The organism is Nonomuraea sp. NPDC050783 (assembly GCF_040802095.1).
Lineage (GTDB): Bacteria > Actinomycetota > Actinomycetes > Streptosporangiales > Streptosporangiaceae > Nonomuraea.
This window is the reverse complement of sequence record NZ_JBFAHK010000036.1, coordinates 52,496-70,250: the sequence shown is the minus strand read 5'-3', so window position 1 is coordinate 70,250 and position 17,755 is coordinate 52,496. Positions and strand designations below refer to the sequence as shown.

Genomic DNA, 17,755 nt, shown 5'->3' with positions numbered 1-17,755 from the left:
TTCTTCAGCGCGGAGGGCCCGCTGCCCTGGTGACCACCGGATGACCGGGGCAGGGGTGACCGGCGGGGGCGGGCGGATGCGGCTTCAGGCCGTCACCTCTGACCGGCACGCAAGGGGTTCGACCCGCGAACTCCTCTCCCCGGGCACGGCCGCCGCCGGACGGGCCTCAACGGCGAACCCGGCAGCGCAGGTGAAGCCCCCGGTCGCCCTGGATCACCACGTGCGGGTCCTCCAGCAGGTGCTGGGTGTCGACCGATCCGAAGAACCGCTTGCCGGAGCCGAGAACGACCGGCACCACGTCCATCGCCACCTCGTCCATCGCCGCCTCGTCCACCAGCCCGAGGGCGAACGCCTGGCCGCCGACCTCGCCCGCCGCCTCGGCGACGCCACGCTCCCCTGCGAGTTCCCCGGCCGTGGCGACCGCCGATCACCATCGCGCGGGTGTTCGCCCAGATCGGCCCGACGTACTCGGCCGAGGCCGGCGAGACCTTCATCGAGCCGCCTTCGGCCAGCGCGACGGTGCCGTTGCCGTACCAGTCGAACAGCGGGCCGACCTGGTCGTCGCCGTCGGCGACGAAGCCGTCCACCGACAGGACATTGTGCATCGTGATGCTCATGACCTCTCTTGAGTGTTGTGAGGGCTCGCGGGTCCGCCGGGATCGGCGTCGGGCAGCCGCACGTGGATACGGTGGTCGAAGGCGTGTCCGTGCGGCGCGCAGGCGGTTCCGGGCTCGCGCCGGCACAGCGTCCAGTGCCGGGTGACGCGCGCCCGGTAGAGGCGGAACGGCGCGGGCGCACGTAGCTGCTCGGGCGGTACCACCCAGCCGCCGCGGTCCGGAGGGCCCGGATAGACCGGGAGCCACCGGTCGAGGTCGGTCTCCTCGGCGGCGGTCGCCGACATGTACACCGCCTGAGCGGTGCCGGGCACCACGCGGGAGTCGAAGACCACGATGCTGACCTCGGGGCGCTCGGCGATGTTGCGCGAGTGGGCCGCCCCGGGCACGGAGATCCACAGGAAGTCCCGGTATCCGTCGTGCGCGAAGTAGACCGGGGTGACCCACGGGGTTCCCGTCTGGTCGGCCGTGCCGAGCGTGAGGTAACGGCTGGCGTCGATGACCGCCCGCACGGTGTCGGCGAGCGCGCTCATCGCCCCCGCCCCCGGCGCGGCCGGCGTGGCCACCGTCCCGAAGGCGAGGGGCGGCCGTGGATCCGTGGTCATCGGTGACCTCCGCATGTGTCAGGGTGACGTCTACGTCTCAACCATGCGGCGATCGGCGGTCGCGCTCATCCGTGACGTCCACCGAATCACCACCGAGACGCCACCGAATCACCACCGAGGCACCGCCCCAGGACCGGGTGAGAGGGCTGCCCGGCTGCTACCGGCCACGCCTGCGGATACGCCGTCCTGAGCTCATGGAAGGCGGGATCTCCCCGAGGGAGGCCGAGGTCCTGGCGGCCGTCGGTGGGCACCTGTCCAGCGCGCAGATGCCGGCCGCCTGCGGCTTTCCGTGCGGACCGTGGAAAGCCACGTGGCCTCCCTGCTGCGCACGTACGGCGTGGCCGACCGGCGGGCCCTGGCGGCGCGTGCCGCCCTCCGCGCCGTCCGGCCGGGCGAGATCAGCCGTCTGCCCGTCGGCCGTACCAGCTTCGTCGGCAGGAGCGGCGAGCGGGGCACCGTGCTCGCCGCGCCGGCGGAGTCGCGCCTGGTGACGCTGCTCGGCGACGGCGGGATGGGCTGGTGACGCTGCTCGGTCCCGGCGGGATGGGCTGGTGACGCTGCTCGGTCCCGGCGGGGTGGGCAAGACGCGGCTGGCGACGGTGGTGGCCGGTGAGCATCCCGACGGCAGCGCGTTCGTCGACCTGGTTCCGGCCCGCGCGGGGCACGTCATCCAGGCGCTGGCCGCCGCGCTCGGGGTGTCGGAGCGCCCGCCGCGGCCGCTGGAGCACACCGTGCTGGAGCAGCTCGCTCCGGGACGGGCACTGCTCGTCATGGACAACTGCGAGCACGTGATCGACGAAGCCGGCGCGCTGATCGATCGCGTCCTGTCCTGCTGCCCCGGGGTGCGGGTGCTGGCGACCAGCAGGGAACGCCTGAGCGTGATGGGGGAGCGGGTCGTCCCGCTCCCTCCACTACCGCTGCGCACCGACGCGCGCCGGCTGTTCCTCGACCGTGTCCGCGCGATCGAGCCCGGCTTCGACGCCCTGCCCGCGCTCGTCGACGACCTGTGCGCCAGGCTCGACGGCATGCCGCCGGCCATCGAACTGGCGGCGGCCACCCGCGCCCCGGCCGCTCGTCGCCCCGCGGTTCGCGGGCAGCCGTAGGCGAGGCTGTCGCGTGGATGGGGTTCAGAGTGAACCCGGAACGGCCGGGTCACGATCGAGCCGGAATTCACATCGTGACCGAATGATTCTGCGGCTCAGAGTGTTTGATAGCCGACCGAGATCGGCCAGGAGGTGCTGCTGCACTGGGCATTTGATTTGACGGAATTGGCGACCCAGGGGCCGTATACCGTGGTGTAGCTGCCGCCACTGTTCTGGCAGAAGAGCACGACGCGGGTCTGGGTCACTCCGGTGCCGCTGCACAGTGCCCAGCCGGTGCCGCCGGGAGTGCCGATCTGCGCGTTGGTGCTGCAGGTCGCCGCCTGGGCGGACGTGGCCGGGGACATTAAAGTCGTCGCGGCGGCGACTGCGGCCACCGCGGCCGCCGAAACGCCGAACTTCTTGATACGGCCCATTCGTTACCTCCTTTGGTGCTGATGTTGACGGCTTGATCGTAGTCACAGCTCTGATGGATATCCATAGGGGGTGGTGTGCGATTTGAGCGAGTTATTTACGGGCCGGTCGCGGGGCCAGGAATTGTGGTCCGGAATGGTGGTCCGGAATGGAGAACGGCGGTGGACGCGCTGGTTCTCGCGGCCGGTGCTTCCCCCTCGGCGACTCGGACGGTATCCTCAACCGAGGACTTAAAGTCCCTGACTGAGGACATACTTCGAGGAGGCATCATGTACGCGCTCGTACGGCGATACCGGATGGGCCGAGGCACCGTCGAGGACCTGATGAACACGGTGGCCACGCGCTTCGCCGCCCAGATCTCCGCCCCTGACGTCCAGGCGCCGGTCAGGGTTCCGGACGGCATCGTCAGCTACCAGGCCATCGACACCGGGAACGGGACGATCGCCACCATCACCGTCTTCGCCACCGAGCAGCAGTGCCGCCAGGCCGAGCAGGGCGCCACGGACATCCGGCTCAGCCTGGCCGACTTCGCCGTGGAGGAGACCGACACGTTCTCCGGCCCGGTCATGATCTCCAAGGAGGCGGGATGACGAGGAGGTCCGGAGCCGCCAGGACGCCGCCGGCGCCCGGGACGGCGGGCCGAGGGACGGCGGGCCGAGAGACGGCGGGCCGAGAGACGGCGGGCCGAGGGACGGCGGGCCGAGGGACGGCGGGCCGCGGGACGGCGGGCCGCGGGACGGCGGGGCCGCGGGACGGCGGTCAACCGGTGCGGCGGAAGGCCGCGCGGTAGTCCCTTGGGCGTCGTCCGGTGTGCTTGGCGAACAGGGTGGCGAACGTGCCGGGGTCCCGGTACCCGACCGCGGCGGCGATGCCGGCGACGGTCCGGTCCGTGGTCTCCAGGAGCTGCCGGGCGCGGCGGACGCGCGCCGACTGCAGGTACTCCAGCGGGCTCCGGCCGGTCTCGTCCGCGAAGCGCCGCAGCAGCGTCCGGGTGCTGACCTGGAACGCCTCCGCCAGCGCGGCCAGGTCGTACCGGGCGGCCAGGTCCTGGTCGAGCCGTCGCATGACCTGGTGGGAGAACGCGTTCCCGGGCTGGGGCAGGAATCGCGCGTCCACGTAGGGACTCTGGGACGAGCGCGCGTCGTCCACGAGTGCCACCCGGGCGGTCGTCCGGGCCACGTCGGCACCGCTGTGCCGGCGGATCAGGTCCAGCGCGAAGTCGTACATGGCGCTGAAGGCCGCCGTGGTCGTCACCCCCCGGTCGGTGACCACCAGGCACTCGGGGCGGACGTCGGTGCCCGGGCGGCGCCGGGCCAGCTCGTCCGCGAAGAGCCAGGCCGTGGTGGCGCGGCGGCCGTCCAGGAGCCCGGCCTCGGCCAGCAGGAACGCGCCGACACAGATCGAGACGACGGCGGTGCCCGTGGCGGCGTGGGCGCGGATCGCCGCGATCTCCGGGGCGAGGGGGGCGAGCCGCGCGTCCACGTCGAGCCCCGGCCCGAGCTCGAATCCCGGCACGACCAGGACGTCCACCTCGCGCAGCGGTGAGACGTCCAGCGCCGCGCCACCCGCGGCGGCGACACGACGGCGCGGCGAGACGATCGACACCGCGTATCCGGAGCCATCCGGCCCGGCGACGTGCCCGGCCATCGTCAGCAGGTCGGGCACGCCGAACACCTCGGACGCGAAACAGCCCGGATAGGCCAGAACACCCACCCGCAGCGCGCTCACGCCCGCCTCCTCGTCGTCCGCCTGTGGCGAGATTACCGCCATATATGGCGATCTCGCCTCTCCTCCGGAGCGGGGGCAGCGGGCCACGCTGTCCCCATGAGTGCTACCAGCGGACGACGTGACGACAAGATCGAGGATTTCTCCCGGCGGCTCGTGGACGTGGAGGGAGTGGCGAAGACGGTGTACGTCGCGGGCTCCGGCCCCGCCGTCGTGGTGATGCCGGAGATGCCCGGCATCAGCCCGGACGTGCTCCGGCTGGCCCGATGGGTGCGGGAGGCGGGCTTCACCGTCCACGTGCCCTCGCTCTTCGGCACCGACGGCGCCTACCCCACGGCCGAGAGCGGCCGGGAGGTCGTGCGCCGCGCGTGTGTCAGCGCCGAGTTCCGCGCGTTCGCCGGCGGTGGCACCAGCCCGGTCACGGCCTGGCTACGCGGGCTCGCCCGCCAGGCCCACGCCGAGTGCGGCGGCCCGGGGGTCGGCGCCATCGGATTGTGCTTCACCGGCAACTTCGCCCTCACGATGGCCCTGGAGCCGTCCGTCATCGCACCGGTGGTCAACCACCCGTCGCTGCCGCTGGACGACCCCGCCGGGCTCGAACTCAGCGACGAGGACGCCCGCGCAGTCCGCGACCGCGTCACCCGCGACGGGCTGAAGGTCCTGTCCTACCGCTTCGACAACGACCGCTGGTGCACCGGCCAGCGCTTCGCCGCCTACCGGGCACTGCTCGGCGACGCCTTCGACGGCCGCGTCCTGCCCGGCGGCTCGGCGAGCACCAGCCCGCCGCCGTTCTTCGCCGACGTGGTCGGGACCCCTCACAGCGTCGTCACCGCCCACCTCGTGGACGAGGCCGGGCATCCCACGCTGAAGGCCAGGGACGAGATCATCGCCTTCCTGACCGACCGCCTGATCCCGGTCCCGCCGACGGGCGGGCCTCAGGACGCCGGGCCGCACCATTCGGTCAGGGCCCGGACCAGGGAGTCGTGATCTGGCTGCTCCCCGGCCCAGGCGAGATGGCCGTCGGGGCGGACGAGCAGGTCGCGCGTGCCGGCCTCGGCCGGGACGACGTGCATCACCCGGTCGTCCCAGCCCTTCGGCGGGCTCGTCCGGCCGCTGAGCACGAATCGGCCGCCGCGCAGGGCCTCGTACAGGCGGCCCGGCTCCTTGCCCTCCAGCTCCAGGTCCGGTACCCGCCTGCCCACCCACGTGTGGGCGTGGCGGGGGGCGGGGTAGCGGATGGCCATGCCCGAGAGCGCGTTGCGCGCCACCAGCTGGTTCACCGGCCCGATCCGTATGGCCAGGCCGCTGACCTGGTTGCGCACCGCGCGCAGGAAGGGCGATCGCAGCAGGGCCAGCCGGGTGAGTATCCCGCTGGTGCGCACCGCCATGCGCCCTACGGGATGCCGCTCGCTCTCGTAGCTGTCCAGCAGCCCCGGCCGGGCCCAGCCGCGTACGGCCGCCACCAGTTTCCAGCTCAGGTTGGCCGCGTCCTGCAGCCCGGTGTTCATGCCCTGCCCGCCCGCCGGCGCGTGCACGTGGGCGGCGTCGCCGACGAGGAACACGCGGCCCGCCCGGTAGTGCACGGCCTGTCTCTCCTCGCTGTGGAAGCGCGACATCCACCGGGGGTCGTGCATGCCGAAGTCCGTGCCGTAGCACTTACGGGTGAGCCACTTGAGCTCCTCGAAGTCGACCGGCACCTCGTCGGGCAGATCGCCGTTGTCGTGGTTGCGGCCGATGATGCGGAACCAGCCGTCGCCGAACGGGGCGATGAACACGAAGCCCTCGCGCACGCCGTTGACCGACAGGATCCTCTCCGGCCGCTCGGTCAGCCTGACGTCGGCGAGCATCACCGACCGCGCCACCGCGTGCCCGGGGTAGTCGATGCCGGCGGCCTCGCGCACCGTGCTGTGACGGCCGTCGGCGCCCACCACGTACGACGCGCGCAGGACGATCTCCTCCTGCCCGCCGGGAGGGAGCACCCGCGCGCTCACCCCGGTGCCGTCCTGCTCCAGCCCGGTGAGCCGGTGCCCGGTCAGGAACTCGGCGCCGTTGTCCAGGGCCCGCTTCAGCAGCAGCCGCTCGATCTCGTACTGCGGGGTGATGAGCATGTAGGGGTGGCGGCCGGGCAGGCCGGTCATGTTGATCGTGACATGGTCCCAGACCAGCAGGCCCGGGACGGTGCTGCCGGTGGCCAGCGCCTGCTCGGCCAGGCCGCGCATGTCCAGCACCTCCAGGGTGCGCGCGTGCACCGCGAAGGCGCGCGAGAGCGGGGACTCCTCGGTGCGCCGCTCGATCACCGTCACCCGGACCCCGGCGCCGGCGAGGTCGCCGGCGAGCAACAACCCGGTGGGCCCGGCTCCGACGATGACGACGTCCGCGGTGGTGACGTCCTCGTTCATGATGCGTCCTCCTTGAAAGTGATCGTCCTGAGGAACAGGGCGACGTGCGCGGCGACGTCCATCGCCTTGGGAGGCTCGCCGGCCGAGGGGGCGACCAGCAGGACGTGGAACACGACGTGGATCACCAGCGGCGAGACGAGCAGGAGGGCGGCGCTGTCCAGGTCCATGTCCTCGATCAGCTCCGCGTCCCTGGCGGCGGCCAGCAGCTCCCGGGCCCCCGCCAGCGCCCGCTCGGGAACGGCGTGCCGGAACGTCTCTCCCACGTGCGGCAGCCGGGGCGTCTCCGCGATGACGATCCGGGTCAGTTCCACGTACTCCCGGTCCATGAGGCCGGCGAGCAGCCGGTCGGCGAAGACACGCAGCGCGTGCTCCAGGTCCGTCCTGGACGCCATGACCGGCGCCGTCCTCTGCGGCTCCTCGGTCGTGGTGATGAGGTGCTCCAGGACGTCGGCCAGGATCGCTTCCTTGCTGGGGTAGCGGGTGTAGAGGGTCTCCTTGGACACGCCCGCCTCCTTGGCGAGCGCCGCCGTGCTCACCTTGGCGAAGCCGTGCCGCAGGAACAGCGTCTTGGCCGCCGCCCGGATCTGGCGCACCTTGGCGTCGTCGTGCTTCATCCTTCTCCCCTTCGACCCGACCGAACCGAACCGTACGGTCCGGTTCGACCATACCCCCGTACAGCCCCGACGACAAGGCATGATCGGCGGCTCAGCGCCGCCCGCGGACCTTCCGCCCGGCTACCCGGCCATGTCCGGCGCCGAGCGGGCCGGGCTCGTCATCGAGGCGGTCGCCGGCGTCTCCAGGTTCGCCGCGAGAGAGCTACCCGTCGGCCGGGAGCGCCGAGCGCAGGCGCTCGATCGTCCGCAGGACCTCGGCCCGGTTCCTGGCGGCCTTGAGCCACGTGGGCAGGCGCTCCACCAGGCTCGCCGGGGCGCCGGCCGCGAGGCGCCCGCGTTCGCGCAGCTTCGCCGCCACATAGGTCTCCAGGAGATCGAGATGCCGGGCGTTGTAGGCCCACAGCACATGTCCGCGGCAGCTCGCCTGCAACCACACCGGCCGCCGGAAGAAAGGATCGACGGGGCCGCCGACCACAGCGGGACCGGCCTGCTCGTCCTTGCAGTAACCGCACCCCGGGCAGTGCAGGCGCCGGTGGGGATCCATGACCCCGGGAGCCGCCTCGCCGTCCTCAGGGCTGCCCGGACGCGCCAGGACGACAGCGCACCCGTCGCACCGGGGGCAGCGCACCAGCACCTCGTCGATGAAGTCGTACCCGTACTTCCGCTCGCGCCGGTCGCGGAACCGGTCACCGGGCTCCGACGTCCTCCCCGCCATATGGCCAGCCTGCCAGAGCCCGTCCCGGCCGGGGGAGCCGGTCAGGCGGGTGGGAGCGGCGTGATGGCGCGGGCGAACAGGGCGGCGTGCGCCCTGATGCGGTCGTGGGCCCGCTCGCGCTGGCTTTCCGTGGCCTCGGCGTGCAGCCACAGCTGACGCGCGTGCGCGATCGGCGCCAGCAGCGCGTAGGCGAGGTCGCCGGGGGATCCGAGGTCGGTGCGGACGCGCCCCGCCGCGAGCCACCCCGCGAACCGATGGGCGAGGTGAGCCAGGGCCTCCTCGATGCCGAGCTCCAGCATCTCGTCGTTCATCCGGGCGTCCCGCGAGACCAGGCTTATGACCTGGCGCGAGCGCGGGCTGTCCCATACGGCCAGCACCTGCTCGGCGAACGTCTCGACGAAGGCGGCCGGCTCGTCGGGCGCGTCGTCCACGGCGAGGGTCGCCACCTGGGGGCCGGCCAGCCGCATGGCGGCGTCGTAGAGGGCGCGCTTGTCGTCGAAGTGCGCGTACAGCACGCTCTCGCTCAACCCCACTTCCCTGGCGATGGCCCGGATGGAGGTGCCCGCGTAGCCGTTCTGGGCGAACAGCCGCAGTGCCGCGTCGAGGAGCGCGTTCTTGGTGTCGCCTGCCTCGGCCTTGGCGGGACGGCCGGGCCGGCGGCGATTCGCAGCAGGGCTCACCCGGACATCCAATCATCCTCCGGCGACCGCTCTTGTTAAATAATCGATCGATCGATTAATATCGAGGCGAGAGAACGGAGACGACGAGATGTCGATGGCACGGATCCCCACGCGCGAGATCGCCGAGCGCCCCGAGGGCTACGGCGGGCCCAACCTGTCACCGGTGGGGCTGGAACTGCGGCCGCACGAGCTGGCCGGGAACGTGTACGCGCTGATGGCGAACATCCCGCCCAAGGACAACAACGGCCTGGTCGCGGGCCGGGACGCCGCCCTGGTGATCGACGCCGGGATCACCCCCGAGATGTCGGCCCGGATCCAGGAGACGACCGCCACCCTCACCGACCGGCCGGTGCGCTACCTGGTCAACACCACCTACCACGGCGACCACACCTTCGGGAACGCCGCCTTCCCCGACGAGGTCGTCATCGTCTCCTCGCGGGTCAACAAGGAGAACATGAACGACCTCGCGTTCGAGAAGCAGGTCAGGTCGGGCAACATGTACGGCGACGCGGCCCTGCTCGACACGATCACCGAGTGGCGCCGCCCCGACCTCGTCTTCGACTCCTACGCCGAGATCGACCTCGGCGGACGCCTGGTCGAGCTGCACCATTTCGGCCCGGGCAACGGCCCCGGCGACACCGTCGTGTACGTGCCCGAGGCCCGCGCGGCCTGGACGGGCAACTTCCTCTGCCACGCGGGCATCGCTCACATGCTGCTCCAGGGCGGCCCGGTGCCGTACGCGGAGTCGCTGCGCAGGATGCGCGCGGCCCTGCCCGACCTGGAGACCCTCGTGCCGGGGCACGGGCCGATGGGCGACGCCCGCGAGGCCGTGGACACGCTGCTCGCCTACCTGGAGCGGCTGCACGACGACGTGGAGGCGAGCGTGCGGGCGGGGCGGAGCCTGGAGGAGACGTACGCGGCCTGCGCCGACCCCTGGGCCGAAGGGCTCGACCGCCGGCTGGTGGCGGCGATCGAGGGTTACCAGGTGCCGAGGGACAGGGCGGTGCAGGGCATGCTCGCCCTCTGCCGGGACCTGCACCGCCTCAACGTCCTGGCCACCTACCGCCTCTACCGGGCCGGCTGACCCCGCAGGCCGGGTGGTCAGAGCCGGTCGCGCAGGCCGGCGACCTCGTCCAGGGCCTCCAGGAGGTTCCGCTCCGGGTCCCAGGGCAGCACCGCGATCTCGTCGGCGCCGGCCTGCCTGACCGCCTCCGCGTACGCCTGGAGCCCCTTGGGCGTGGTGTAGGGGACGCCGAAGACGCATCTCGGCCCGGCCGCGTCGCGGCCCGCGGCGGCCCACGCGTCGCGGAGCCTGGCGGTGGTGGGGACGACCTCCTCCAGGGGCAGGTTCCAGGTGATCCAGCCGTCGCCGTGGCGGGCGGCGCGGCGCAGCGCGCCGGGGCTCTGGCCGCCGACGATGATCGGCGGGTGGGGCGACTGCAACGGCTTGGGCAGGGACAGCACGTCGCGGAAGGTGACGAACTCGCCCTCGTGGGTGGCGGGGTCGTCCTGCCAGAGGCGGATCATCGCGGCGAGGTAGTCGTCCGCCCTGGCGCCCCTGGTCCCGAACGGGATCTCCATCGCCGCGTACTCCTCGGGCGACCAGCCGAGGCCGATGCCGAGGTCCAGGCGCCCGCCGCACAGGTGGTCGAGGGAGGCCACCTGCTTGGCCAGCACCAGGGGGTTGCGCTCGGGGAGGATGAGGATGCCGGTGGCCAGCCGGATCCTGCTCGTGGCCGAGGCGGCCGCGGCCAGGACGATCAGCGGGTCGAACCAGCCTCGTCCCGGCGGGAGCTCCGGGTAGCCGCTGGCGCTGTAGGGGTAGTTGCGGCCGTACTCCTCGAAGAGGACGACGTGGTCGGGGTGCCAGAAGCTGCGGAACCCGAGGTCCTCCACGTGCTTGGCGACCCGCGCGGCGTCCGCCAGTGTGCTGCCGGGTTGTCCGTCGAACAGTGCGATGAGCCCTATGTCCATGACTGCCGCCCTCACGTCGGTATGCCGTCATCTTGCGGCTCGGCCGGCGTTCGATCCACCCCCCGCCGCCGCATGCCGCGTTTTCCGAAACTTGAGTTGCGTAATGAGCCGGCGGGCGGGTAACTTTCATTCCGCTACCCGAGTATCGAAAAAGGGGAGGCCGGGATGTCACCTCGGGGACGACCGCGCGACACGCAGGTGGACGAGCGGGTGCTGCTGATCGCCGCCGCGCTGGTCTTCGAGCGCGGCTACGCCGGCCTGTCCATCGACGAGGTGGCCGAGCGGGCGGGCGTGGCCAAGACCACGCTCTACCGCCGCTGGCCGACCAAGGACCACCTGGCCGTCGCCGTCGTGGCGCGGCTGCAGGAGGATGACGAGATCACCGACACCGGCGACATCCGCGCCGACCTCGTCACCTACCTGGAGAAGATCGCCACCGCGCTCAACCGCATGCGCGCGGCGGGCGGCCGCGCGGGCCCGTCCGCGGGGGTGGTCGCCGAGCTGGCCGCCGCCGCGGCCAGGCACGAGGACATCGGGCGGCTGGCCCGCCGGCAGTACGCCGAGCGCAACGCGCTCGCGCTCGCCCTGATCGAGCGGGCCCGCGTACGCGGCGAGCTGCGTGCCGACCTCGACGCCGAGGCGCTGTTCGACCAGCTGGCCGGAGCGCTCTACTACCGAGTGATGATCACAGGCGCACCGGTGGACCGGGCCTACGCGGAACGGCTGGTCTCCTCCGCGCTCGAAGGGAACCTGACATGTCCATGATCGTGGAAACGGCCGTCGTGCGCGAGATCGACGCCGAGACCATCGTCTCTCCCACGGCCACGGGGCGGCTGCTGCTCGACTCCAGCGACACCGGCGGCGCGCTCAGCACCATCAGGATGACGCTCGCCCCGGGGGCGGACGGCGCCGTGCCCCATCACCACGCCACGTCCACCGAGCTGTTCTACCTCCTGGACGGCAGGGCCCGCGTCCTGTCGGGCCAGGAGATCGTGACGCTGGAGGCGGGCGACGTGGCGGCCGTGCCGCCGATGACGCCGCACGCCTTCGCCGCCGCCCCGGGACACACCGCCGACCTCCTCATCGTCGTGGCGCCGGGCATCCAGCGCTTCGCGTACTTCCGCCTCCTCGACCGCCTCCGCAGGGGCGAGGCCACGCTCGAAGAGCTGCTGGCCGCCCAGGAGCTCTACGACAACCACTTCCTCGACAGCCCCGCCTGGACCCGCGACCGCCAGGCGTCCTGACCCTGTCCTGGGCCGGGTCCTGCCGGCCACGGCGCCGGGCCGGGTCGGCGGGGCGGGTCGCCGGGTCGGCGGGTCGCCGGGTCGGCGGGGCGGTGGCGCGCGCGGGGGCGGTCAGTTCACCAGCACGATCTTGCCGCGGGCGTGGCGGCTCTCGCTCAGCTCGTGCGCCGCGGCCGCCTCGGCGAGCGGGAACGCCGCCGCGACCGGCACCCGCAGCCGCCCCTGCCCGGCCAGCTCGACCGCGACGCCGAGGCCGTGCACCGCCAGCGGGTCGGCGGCTCCCACCGCCGCCGCGGTGCTCCCGGCCGGCGCGCCGTGCGACAGGTGCACGCCGAGGGCCGCCGCGGTGCGGTCGGGGGCGATCGTCACCACGCGGGCCGGGCTCCCGGCGACGGCGACCAGGTCGGGCAACGCCCCTCCGGCGCAGTCGAACACCGCGTCCACCCCGCCCGGCGCCAGCGCGCGGACCCGTTCGACCAGGCCCGCCCCGTACGTCGTCGGCTCGCAGCCCAGCGCGCGCAGGAAGCCGTGGTTGCGCTCCCCGGCCGTGCCGATGACGGTGGCGCCCCGGGCGAGCGCGAGCTGCACGGCGACCGTGCCCACCCCGCCGGCCGCGCCCTGCACCAGCACGGTGTGCCCGGCGCCGACCGCGAGCCGGTCGAGCACCCGGGTGGCCGTCTCGACGCTGCCCGCCGCGCCGCCGGCCTCCTCCCAGCTCCACCCGGCCGGTTTCGGCGCCCAGGCGGCCAGGACCGCGTGATCGGCGTTGGCGCCGCGCGCGGCCGTCGCGGTCATGCCGAACACCTCGTCGCCGAGCCCGACCCCCGTGACGCCGGCGCCGACCTCGTCCACCACGCCGGCGGCGTCGAACCCGGTCCGGTACGGGAACGTCACGGGCACCACGTCCCGCATCCCGCCTGACCGGATGAGCACCTCTCCCGCCGACAACCCGGACGCCCGCACGGCGACGCGGATCGTCCCCGGCCCGGCGTGCGGCTCCTCGACCTCGGCGACCCGCACCACGCCGGCCGGGCCGTACTCGGAAAACTGGACAGCTCTCATGCGCCGCACCGTAACGGAACACCCCGTCCGTTTGGCTAAAGTGAGAGCGGTGACGGCCGAAGTGAGTCAGAAGTCGCGCTCGGACGCCCGCGACAACCGCGCGCGCATCCTCGCGGTCGCCCGCGCGAGCTTCGCCGCCGAGGGCCTCGACGTGCCGATCCGGGAGATCGCCCGGCGCGCGCAGGTCGGCGCGGCCACCGTCTACCGGCACTTCCCGACCAAGGAGGCGCTGCTCGGCGAGGTCTTCGCCGAGCCGATGGCGATGTGCTCGGCGGTCGTCGAGGAAGGGCTGGCGCAGGCCGACCCGTGGCACGGGTTCTGCCTGGTGGTCGAGAAGCTCATGGAGGCGCACGCCCTCGACCGGGGCCTGTCCGGGGCGTTCACCTCGCGGCTGCCGTTCTTCACCGCCGACCGCGACCGGACGATCCGGCTGCTGCTCCGGCTCATCCGGCGCGCGAAGGCGGCGGGCGGCCTGCGGGCCGACTTCGTCCTGGAGGACTTCATCCTGGCGATGATGGCGAACGAGGGCATCCGCGCCGGGTCGCCCGAGCAACGGGTGGCGGCGTCGCGCCGCTTCGCCGCCCTGATGATCCAGTCGTTCCGCGCCGACCCCGTCCGCGCGCCGCTCCCGCCGGCGGTCCGGCTGCTGCCGGTCGTCCGGTAGCGCCTCGCCGGCCGCCGGGTAAGCTGGCGAGATGATCTACGCCAGGACGCCCCTCACCCCGGAGATCCGCGAGGCCGTGGCTCTGACCTGGGGTGTCACGGGGGAGGGGGAGCGGTTGCACGGCGGGGAGGAGTCCGCCGCCTACCGCCTCGGCGGGCACGTCGTCCGCGTCGGCCCGGCCCGGCGCACCCCCGCCGAGTCGGAGTGGTGCCACGCGGTCGCCCGGTACGCCGCCGCCGGCCTCCCCGAGGCGGTCGCCCCCCTGCCCGCCGACGGCGGGCGGACGGTCGTCGTCGTGGCCGGCCGCCCGGTCTCCTGCTGGCCGTACGTCGAGGGCGACTGGCCGGACTCCGACGTCCCGGCCCAGCGCGAGGCCGGTGCCCGCCTGCTCGCCAGGCTCCACAGGTCCCTGGCCGGCCTGCGTCCCGGCCCGCGCCCGGTGCCCGCCTTCCAGGAGTCCGGCCTGTACGGCGACCCGCCACGGGACGCCGCCGAGCTGGACGACCCCGACCTGGACCGCTGGCTGGCCGCCTTCCATGCCGGGCACCCCACGCGCCACCCCCTGCACGGCGACTACTACACCGGCAACACCCTGGCCAGGGACGGCCGGATCGTGGCGGTCCTCGACTGGGACGAGACCTTCGTCGGCGCCCCCGAGCTGGAGCTGGCCGCCGCCGCCCTGGAATGGGGCGACGACCTGGCCGGGCCGAGCGAGGAGTTCGTGGCCGCCTACCACGACGAGGGCGGCACGGCGGCCCGGCTGGACGAGGAGTCGCTCGCGCAGCTCGTCCGGCACAAGCTCCGCAGGGAGTACGCCTACTTCCACCAGGCCGCCCGCTCGGGGGTGCGGCACGACGAGGAGGACGTCGCCTACCACCGCGCCCGGGTCGAGCTGTTCCACCGGCTGCGCCCCTGAGCCCGGCCGGCCCGCCCGCCCGGCCCGCCACCGCCCCTCGCCGGACATGAGGGGGACGGCTCGGCGCGGACGCGTCCTCCGCGGGCCCTACTCGCGCTGGGCGGCGAGCAGGGCGAGCAGCAGCTCGCGTTTCTCGCGCAGCAGCCGCAGCCCCTCCTGGGCGGTCGCGCGGACGTCGGACGCGCTCGCCCGCTCGGCGGCGCCCAGCAGGGCGGTCACCGCCGCGGCCATGACGGCGTCGGGGTCGGCGACGGTGATGCCGCCCGGGGCGCCCGCGTTGGTGGCCGCGTCCAGGAATCCGGCCATGAGCGCCCGCAGCGCGTAGGCCTGCTCGTCCAGCGGCCAGTCCGCGCGGGCGAGGTGATGCGCGCGCCACACGGGCAGGACCGTGTGCATCAGCGCGGCCGGGCCCACGTGGACGAGCAGTTCCTCGGTACGCGGGTGCTCGGCCAGCACGCCGAGCAGGTCGCCGTCGCCGGCCTGCAAGGCGCGCATGAAGGGGCGCTCCACGGCGTCGCGGACCAGGCGGGGACAGAACCGCTGCGGCCGGGCCAGCTCCGGGTCGGCGCCCAGGGCCGTGACGTGGGCCTCCAGCACGGACAGGAACTCCCTGGCGAACAGCTCGATGAGCAGGTCTTCCTTGGTCGCCCAGTACAGGTAGGCGGTGCCCTTGCCGACGTGCGCCTTCTCCGCGATCTCGGCCACGGTCACGCCCTTGACGCCGCGCCTGAGCACCAGCTCCCGGGTGACGGCGAGGATCCGGGCGGCCTTGTCGGAGTCGCGGTCCGCCAGGCGTGTCATCGTCGCTCCCAGTGCCGGTGCCGAAGGGGTGTGCAGACGATTGTGCCGTGCCGGCGGCCACCCCACGCCACCGGCCACCGACGCCACCGGCCACCCCACGCCGGCGGCCGTCACACCCGCGCGGAGTCGCGCCGGGGGAGGGGCGGCCGGGCGAGGCCAGGGCCGGGGTCGGCGAGGTCCGCCTCCTTCAACCGGGCGGCCTTGCCCCTGGTCTGCCACAGGGCGAACAACGAGGAGGTCACCGGCAGCTTGCTCGCCCGCAGCAGCACGCGGCGCAGCGCCAGCTCGAAGCGGGTGGCCGGGACGAACATGCTGCGCATCCGCAGCCCGTTGGCCTGGAGTCGGCCGATCGCGGGGCGCAGGTGCCGCTCCCAGCGGGCCAGCGCCTCGGTGACGTCGCGGGGATGGCGGGCCAGCATGGTGCCCAGCAGGTCGGCCCCGGCCATCCCCGCCGACGCTCCCATCCCCGCGTAGAGGGTCACGCACCAGGCCGCGTCGCCGACGAGCACCACCCGGCCGCGGTGCCAGCGGTCCATGCGTACCTGCTCGACCGAGTCGAACAACACCTGGTCGGCCGAGTCCAGCGCGTCCAGGGCCGCGCCCAGGACGGGGCCGGCCGGTCGCGGGCCGAACGCCTCGCGTACCCGCTCGGCGACCGGCCGGGTGAACTCGGCGTCCACGTCGTCGGTGTGGTAGCTCAGCAGCACCGTCGGCGGGCGGTGCCGGAACGGGAACACCCACATCGACCGCCGCGGCTCGGCCAGGACGACGGAGTCCCGCTGGTCGAACCCCGGGAGCGGGCCCGCGAGCTGGAAAGCGACGGCCATGTAGCCCATCCGGCGCAGGTACGCCTCGTGCGGCCCGAACACCAGCCGCCGCACGGTGGAGCGCAGCCCGTCCGCGCCGACGACCAGGTCGAAGCGCTCGGTGGTCGAGGTGTCCGTGGCGGTGTCGGTCAGCGTCACGTCCACCCCGCCGGCGTCCTGCTCGATCCGCGCGGGAACGGTGGAGTAGCGGATCTCCACGTCGGGCGGCAGGGCGGCGAACGCGGCCTGCTCCACGTCCCCGCGCATCATCACCCACGGCCGGCCGGGGAGGTCCTTGAAGCCCAGCCCGGGCCGGCGCCGGCCGGCGCGGTCGATGTCGTGGCTGGTGCCGTCCGCGCTCCGGTCGGCCATCTGCTCCAGGATGCCGAGGCGCCGGGCGGCGGCCCGGCCCGCGCCGAACAGCGCGATGAAGTGCCCGCCCAGGCGCCGCTGCGGGGCCCGCTCGACGATGACCGGCCGCCAGCCGATCTGCCGCAGCCGTAACGCGGTGGCGATTCCGCTGATGCCCAGTCCGACGATCAGGGCCCGGCGGTCGTGGTGGTTCGTCATGGTCATGATCCCACGTTACGACTGACTGACCGTTTTGCTCATATGGTCAGAACGTGATGTGCGTCACTTCCACCGGGGCTCGCCCGGCCGGTCGCGGCGATTCCTGCCCGGCTCCGGCCAGGTCTTATCTGTGGCGCCGGCACCTGCCGGCGGCTGAAACGGAAAGGAAGTGTTGTCCATGACCCCGGACGTGCGCGAGGAGACGATCGCGGAGCAGGCGGCCGCGCTGACCCTCTCGATGATCCGGCAGGCTCCCTCGGGAGCCCTGTCCCCGTTCGCCGCCGAGCAGGCCGCGCTCAGGAGCGCGGGCATCCCGGCAGGGGTGGCGGCACCCGGGAGCCCGGTGCCCGACACCGCCCTCCTCACCGAGGGGGGCGAGCCCACCTCGCTGCACGCGGTCACCGGTGGCGCCACCACGGTGATCGTCTTCTACCGCGGGGTGTGGGGCCCGTACTGCGGCGTGGCCCTGCGCACGTATCAGGCCCGCCTGCTTCCCCGCCTGGCGGAACGCGGCGTGGGGCTGGTCGCGCTCAGCCCGCAGACCCCCGAGGGTTCCGCCGCCACCCGCGAGAAGAACGAGCTGACCTTCCCCGTCCTGTCCGACGCGGGCAACCGCCTGGCCGCGGCCATCGGGATCCTCACCGAGCCGACCCCGGACGCGCTGGCGGCGCTGGGCCGGCTCGGCGTCGACGTCGCGGCCGCCAACGCCGACGGCACGGTGAAGGTCCCGATGCCCACCGTCCTCGTCATGGACGGCGACCACGTCCTGCGCTGGATCGACGTGCACCCCGATTACACGTCCAGGACCGAGGTCGCCGACATCCTGGCCGCCCTCGACGCGCTCTGACCACC

22 protein-coding genes are annotated in these 17,755 nt (G+C 73.5%); 10 read left to right on the top strand and 12 right to left on the bottom strand.

What is annotated here, in order from left to right:
* Window positions 1–166: 166 nt before the first annotated feature.
* Together AB0H75_RS46660 and AB0H75_RS46655 are read right to left on the bottom strand one after the other, a co-directional pair.
* Entirely contained in the window at window positions 167–334 is a 168-nt protein-coding gene (locus tag AB0H75_RS46660; RefSeq protein WP_367807840.1) for a hypothetical protein, read from the bottom strand.
* Window positions 335–613: 279 nt separating this feature from the next.
* Window positions 614–1,219, bottom strand: a complete 606-nt coding sequence (locus tag AB0H75_RS46655) for a pyridoxamine 5'-phosphate oxidase family protein (RefSeq protein WP_367807838.1) — start codon at window positions 1,217–1,219, stop codon at window positions 614–616.
* 298 nt (window positions 1,220–1,517) lie between these two features.
* Here AB0H75_RS46655 and AB0H75_RS46650 point away from each other — a divergent pair, with 298 nt between their 5' ends.
* Both AB0H75_RS46650 and AB0H75_RS46645 read left to right on the top strand, forming a co-directional pair.
* Window positions 1,518–1,742 (top strand): hypothetical protein, encoded by a 225-nt coding sequence (locus AB0H75_RS46650; protein ID WP_367807836.1) that lies wholly within the window; start codon window positions 1,518–1,520, stop codon window positions 1,740–1,742.
* Between the two features lie 28 nt (window positions 1,743–1,770).
* Entirely contained in the window at window positions 1,771–2,322 is a 552-nt protein-coding gene (locus tag AB0H75_RS46645; protein WP_367807834.1) for a hypothetical protein, read from the top strand.
* Window positions 2,323–2,417: 95 nt separating this feature from the next.
* Here AB0H75_RS46645 and AB0H75_RS46640 read toward each other — a convergent pair whose 3' ends face one another.
* Window positions 2,418–2,735 carry a hypothetical protein gene (locus AB0H75_RS46640; protein WP_367807832.1) on the bottom strand — a complete coding sequence of 106 codons (318 nt, stop codon included), beginning with the start codon at window positions 2,733–2,735 and terminating at the stop codon, window positions 2,418–2,420.
* 267 nt (window positions 2,736–3,002) lie between these two features.
* On the opposite strand from AB0H75_RS46640, the gene AB0H75_RS46635 reads away from it, so the two are divergent.
* Window positions 3,003–3,323 carry a hypothetical protein gene (locus AB0H75_RS46635; protein ID WP_367807830.1) on the top strand — a complete coding sequence of 107 codons (321 nt, stop codon included), beginning with the start codon at window positions 3,003–3,005 and terminating at the stop codon, window positions 3,321–3,323.
* Between the two features lie 169 nt (window positions 3,324–3,492).
* Here AB0H75_RS46635 and AB0H75_RS46630 read toward each other — a convergent pair whose 3' ends face one another.
* Window positions 3,493–4,461: a GlxA family transcriptional regulator gene (locus AB0H75_RS46630; RefSeq protein WP_367807828.1), complete on the bottom strand. Its 969-nt coding sequence runs from the start codon at window positions 4,459–4,461 to the stop codon at window positions 3,493–3,495.
* Between the two features lie 96 nt (window positions 4,462–4,557).
* Here AB0H75_RS46630 and AB0H75_RS46625 point away from each other — a divergent pair, with 96 nt between their 5' ends.
* The gene (locus AB0H75_RS46625) at window positions 4,558–5,445 is read left to right on the top strand and encodes a dienelactone hydrolase family protein (protein ID WP_367807826.1); all 888 of its coding nucleotides are present in this window, start codon (window positions 4,558–4,560) and stop codon (window positions 5,443–5,445) included.
* Here AB0H75_RS46625 and AB0H75_RS46620 read toward each other — a convergent pair.
* From AB0H75_RS46620 to AB0H75_RS46605, 4 genes are all read right to left on the bottom strand, one after another.
* Window positions 5,394–6,857: an FAD-dependent monooxygenase gene (locus tag AB0H75_RS46620; protein WP_367807824.1), complete on the bottom strand. Its 1,464-nt coding sequence runs from the start codon at window positions 6,855–6,857 to the stop codon at window positions 5,394–5,396. The two genes, AB0H75_RS46625 and AB0H75_RS46620, sit on opposite strands and share 52 nt — an antisense overlap.
* Window positions 6,854–7,471 (bottom strand): TetR/AcrR family transcriptional regulator, encoded by a 618-nt coding sequence (locus AB0H75_RS46615; protein ID WP_367807822.1) that lies wholly within the window; start codon window positions 7,469–7,471, stop codon window positions 6,854–6,856. Before AB0H75_RS46615 ends, AB0H75_RS46620 begins: the two co-directional genes overlap by 4 nt.
* 202 nt (window positions 7,472–7,673) lie before the next feature.
* Window positions 7,674–8,186 carry a hypothetical protein gene (locus AB0H75_RS46610; protein ID WP_367807820.1) on the bottom strand — a complete coding sequence of 171 codons (513 nt, stop codon included), beginning with the start codon at window positions 8,184–8,186 and terminating at the stop codon, window positions 7,674–7,676.
* Between the two features lie 41 nt (window positions 8,187–8,227).
* Complete coding sequence (locus tag AB0H75_RS46605; RefSeq protein ID WP_367807818.1) at window positions 8,228–8,866, bottom strand: TetR/AcrR family transcriptional regulator; 639 nt, start codon at window positions 8,864–8,866, stop codon at window positions 8,228–8,230.
* 94 nt (window positions 8,867–8,960) lie between these two features.
* Between AB0H75_RS46605 and AB0H75_RS46600 the strand changes: the two genes are divergently transcribed.
* Window positions 8,961–9,950: an MBL fold metallo-hydrolase gene (locus AB0H75_RS46600; RefSeq protein ID WP_367807816.1), complete on the top strand. Its 990-nt coding sequence runs from the start codon at window positions 8,961–8,963 to the stop codon at window positions 9,948–9,950.
* Between the two features lie 17 nt (window positions 9,951–9,967).
* On the opposite strand, the gene AB0H75_RS46595 is transcribed toward AB0H75_RS46600, so the two are convergent.
* Entirely contained in the window at window positions 9,968–10,840 is an 873-nt protein-coding gene (locus AB0H75_RS46595; RefSeq protein WP_367807814.1) for an LLM class F420-dependent oxidoreductase, read from the bottom strand.
* Between the two features lie 165 nt (window positions 10,841–11,005).
* Here AB0H75_RS46595 and AB0H75_RS46590 point away from each other — a divergent pair, with 165 nt between their 5' ends.
* The gene (locus AB0H75_RS46590; RefSeq protein WP_367807812.1) at window positions 11,006–11,605 is read left to right on the top strand and encodes a TetR/AcrR family transcriptional regulator; all 600 of its coding nucleotides are present in this window, start codon (window positions 11,006–11,008) and stop codon (window positions 11,603–11,605) included.
* A complete protein-coding gene (locus AB0H75_RS46585) occupies window positions 11,596–12,084 on the top strand; it encodes a cupin domain-containing protein (RefSeq protein WP_367807810.1) in 489 nt (162 codons plus the stop codon). Before AB0H75_RS46590 ends, AB0H75_RS46585 begins: the two co-directional genes overlap by 10 nt.
* A 111-nt stretch (window positions 12,085–12,195) precedes the next feature.
* On the opposite strand, the gene AB0H75_RS46580 is transcribed toward AB0H75_RS46585, so the two are convergent.
* Entirely contained in the window at window positions 12,196–13,146 is a 951-nt protein-coding gene (locus AB0H75_RS46580) for an NADP-dependent oxidoreductase (RefSeq protein ID WP_367807808.1), read from the bottom strand.
* Between the two features lie 49 nt (window positions 13,147–13,195).
* Here AB0H75_RS46580 and AB0H75_RS46575 point away from each other — a divergent pair, with 49 nt between their 5' ends.
* Entirely contained in the window at window positions 13,196–13,810 is a 615-nt protein-coding gene (locus tag AB0H75_RS46575) for a TetR/AcrR family transcriptional regulator (RefSeq protein WP_367807806.1), read from the top strand.
* Window positions 13,811–13,841: 31 nt separating this feature from the next.
* A complete protein-coding gene (locus AB0H75_RS46570) occupies window positions 13,842–14,726 on the top strand; it encodes a phosphotransferase enzyme family protein (RefSeq protein WP_367807804.1) in 885 nt (294 codons plus the stop codon).
* Between the two features lie 87 nt (window positions 14,727–14,813).
* Here the strand turns inward: AB0H75_RS46570 and AB0H75_RS46565 are convergent, their stop codons facing one another.
* Window positions 14,814–15,527, bottom strand: a complete 714-nt coding sequence (locus AB0H75_RS46565) for a TetR/AcrR family transcriptional regulator (RefSeq protein ID WP_367807802.1) — start codon at window positions 15,525–15,527, stop codon at window positions 14,814–14,816.
* A 110-nt stretch (window positions 15,528–15,637) separates the two neighbouring features.
* Window positions 15,638–16,909 carry an FAD-dependent monooxygenase gene (locus AB0H75_RS46560; RefSeq protein WP_367807801.1) on the bottom strand — a complete coding sequence of 424 codons (1,272 nt, stop codon included), beginning with the start codon at window positions 16,907–16,909 and terminating at the stop codon, window positions 15,638–15,640.
* Between the two features lie 172 nt (window positions 16,910–17,081).
* On the opposite strand from AB0H75_RS46560, the gene AB0H75_RS46555 reads away from it, so the two are divergent.
* On the top strand, window positions 17,082–17,750 hold the full coding sequence (locus tag AB0H75_RS46555; protein ID WP_367807799.1) for a peroxiredoxin-like family protein: 669 nt from the start codon (window positions 17,082–17,084) through the stop codon (window positions 17,748–17,750).
* Window positions 17,751–17,755 lie beyond the last annotated feature (5 nt).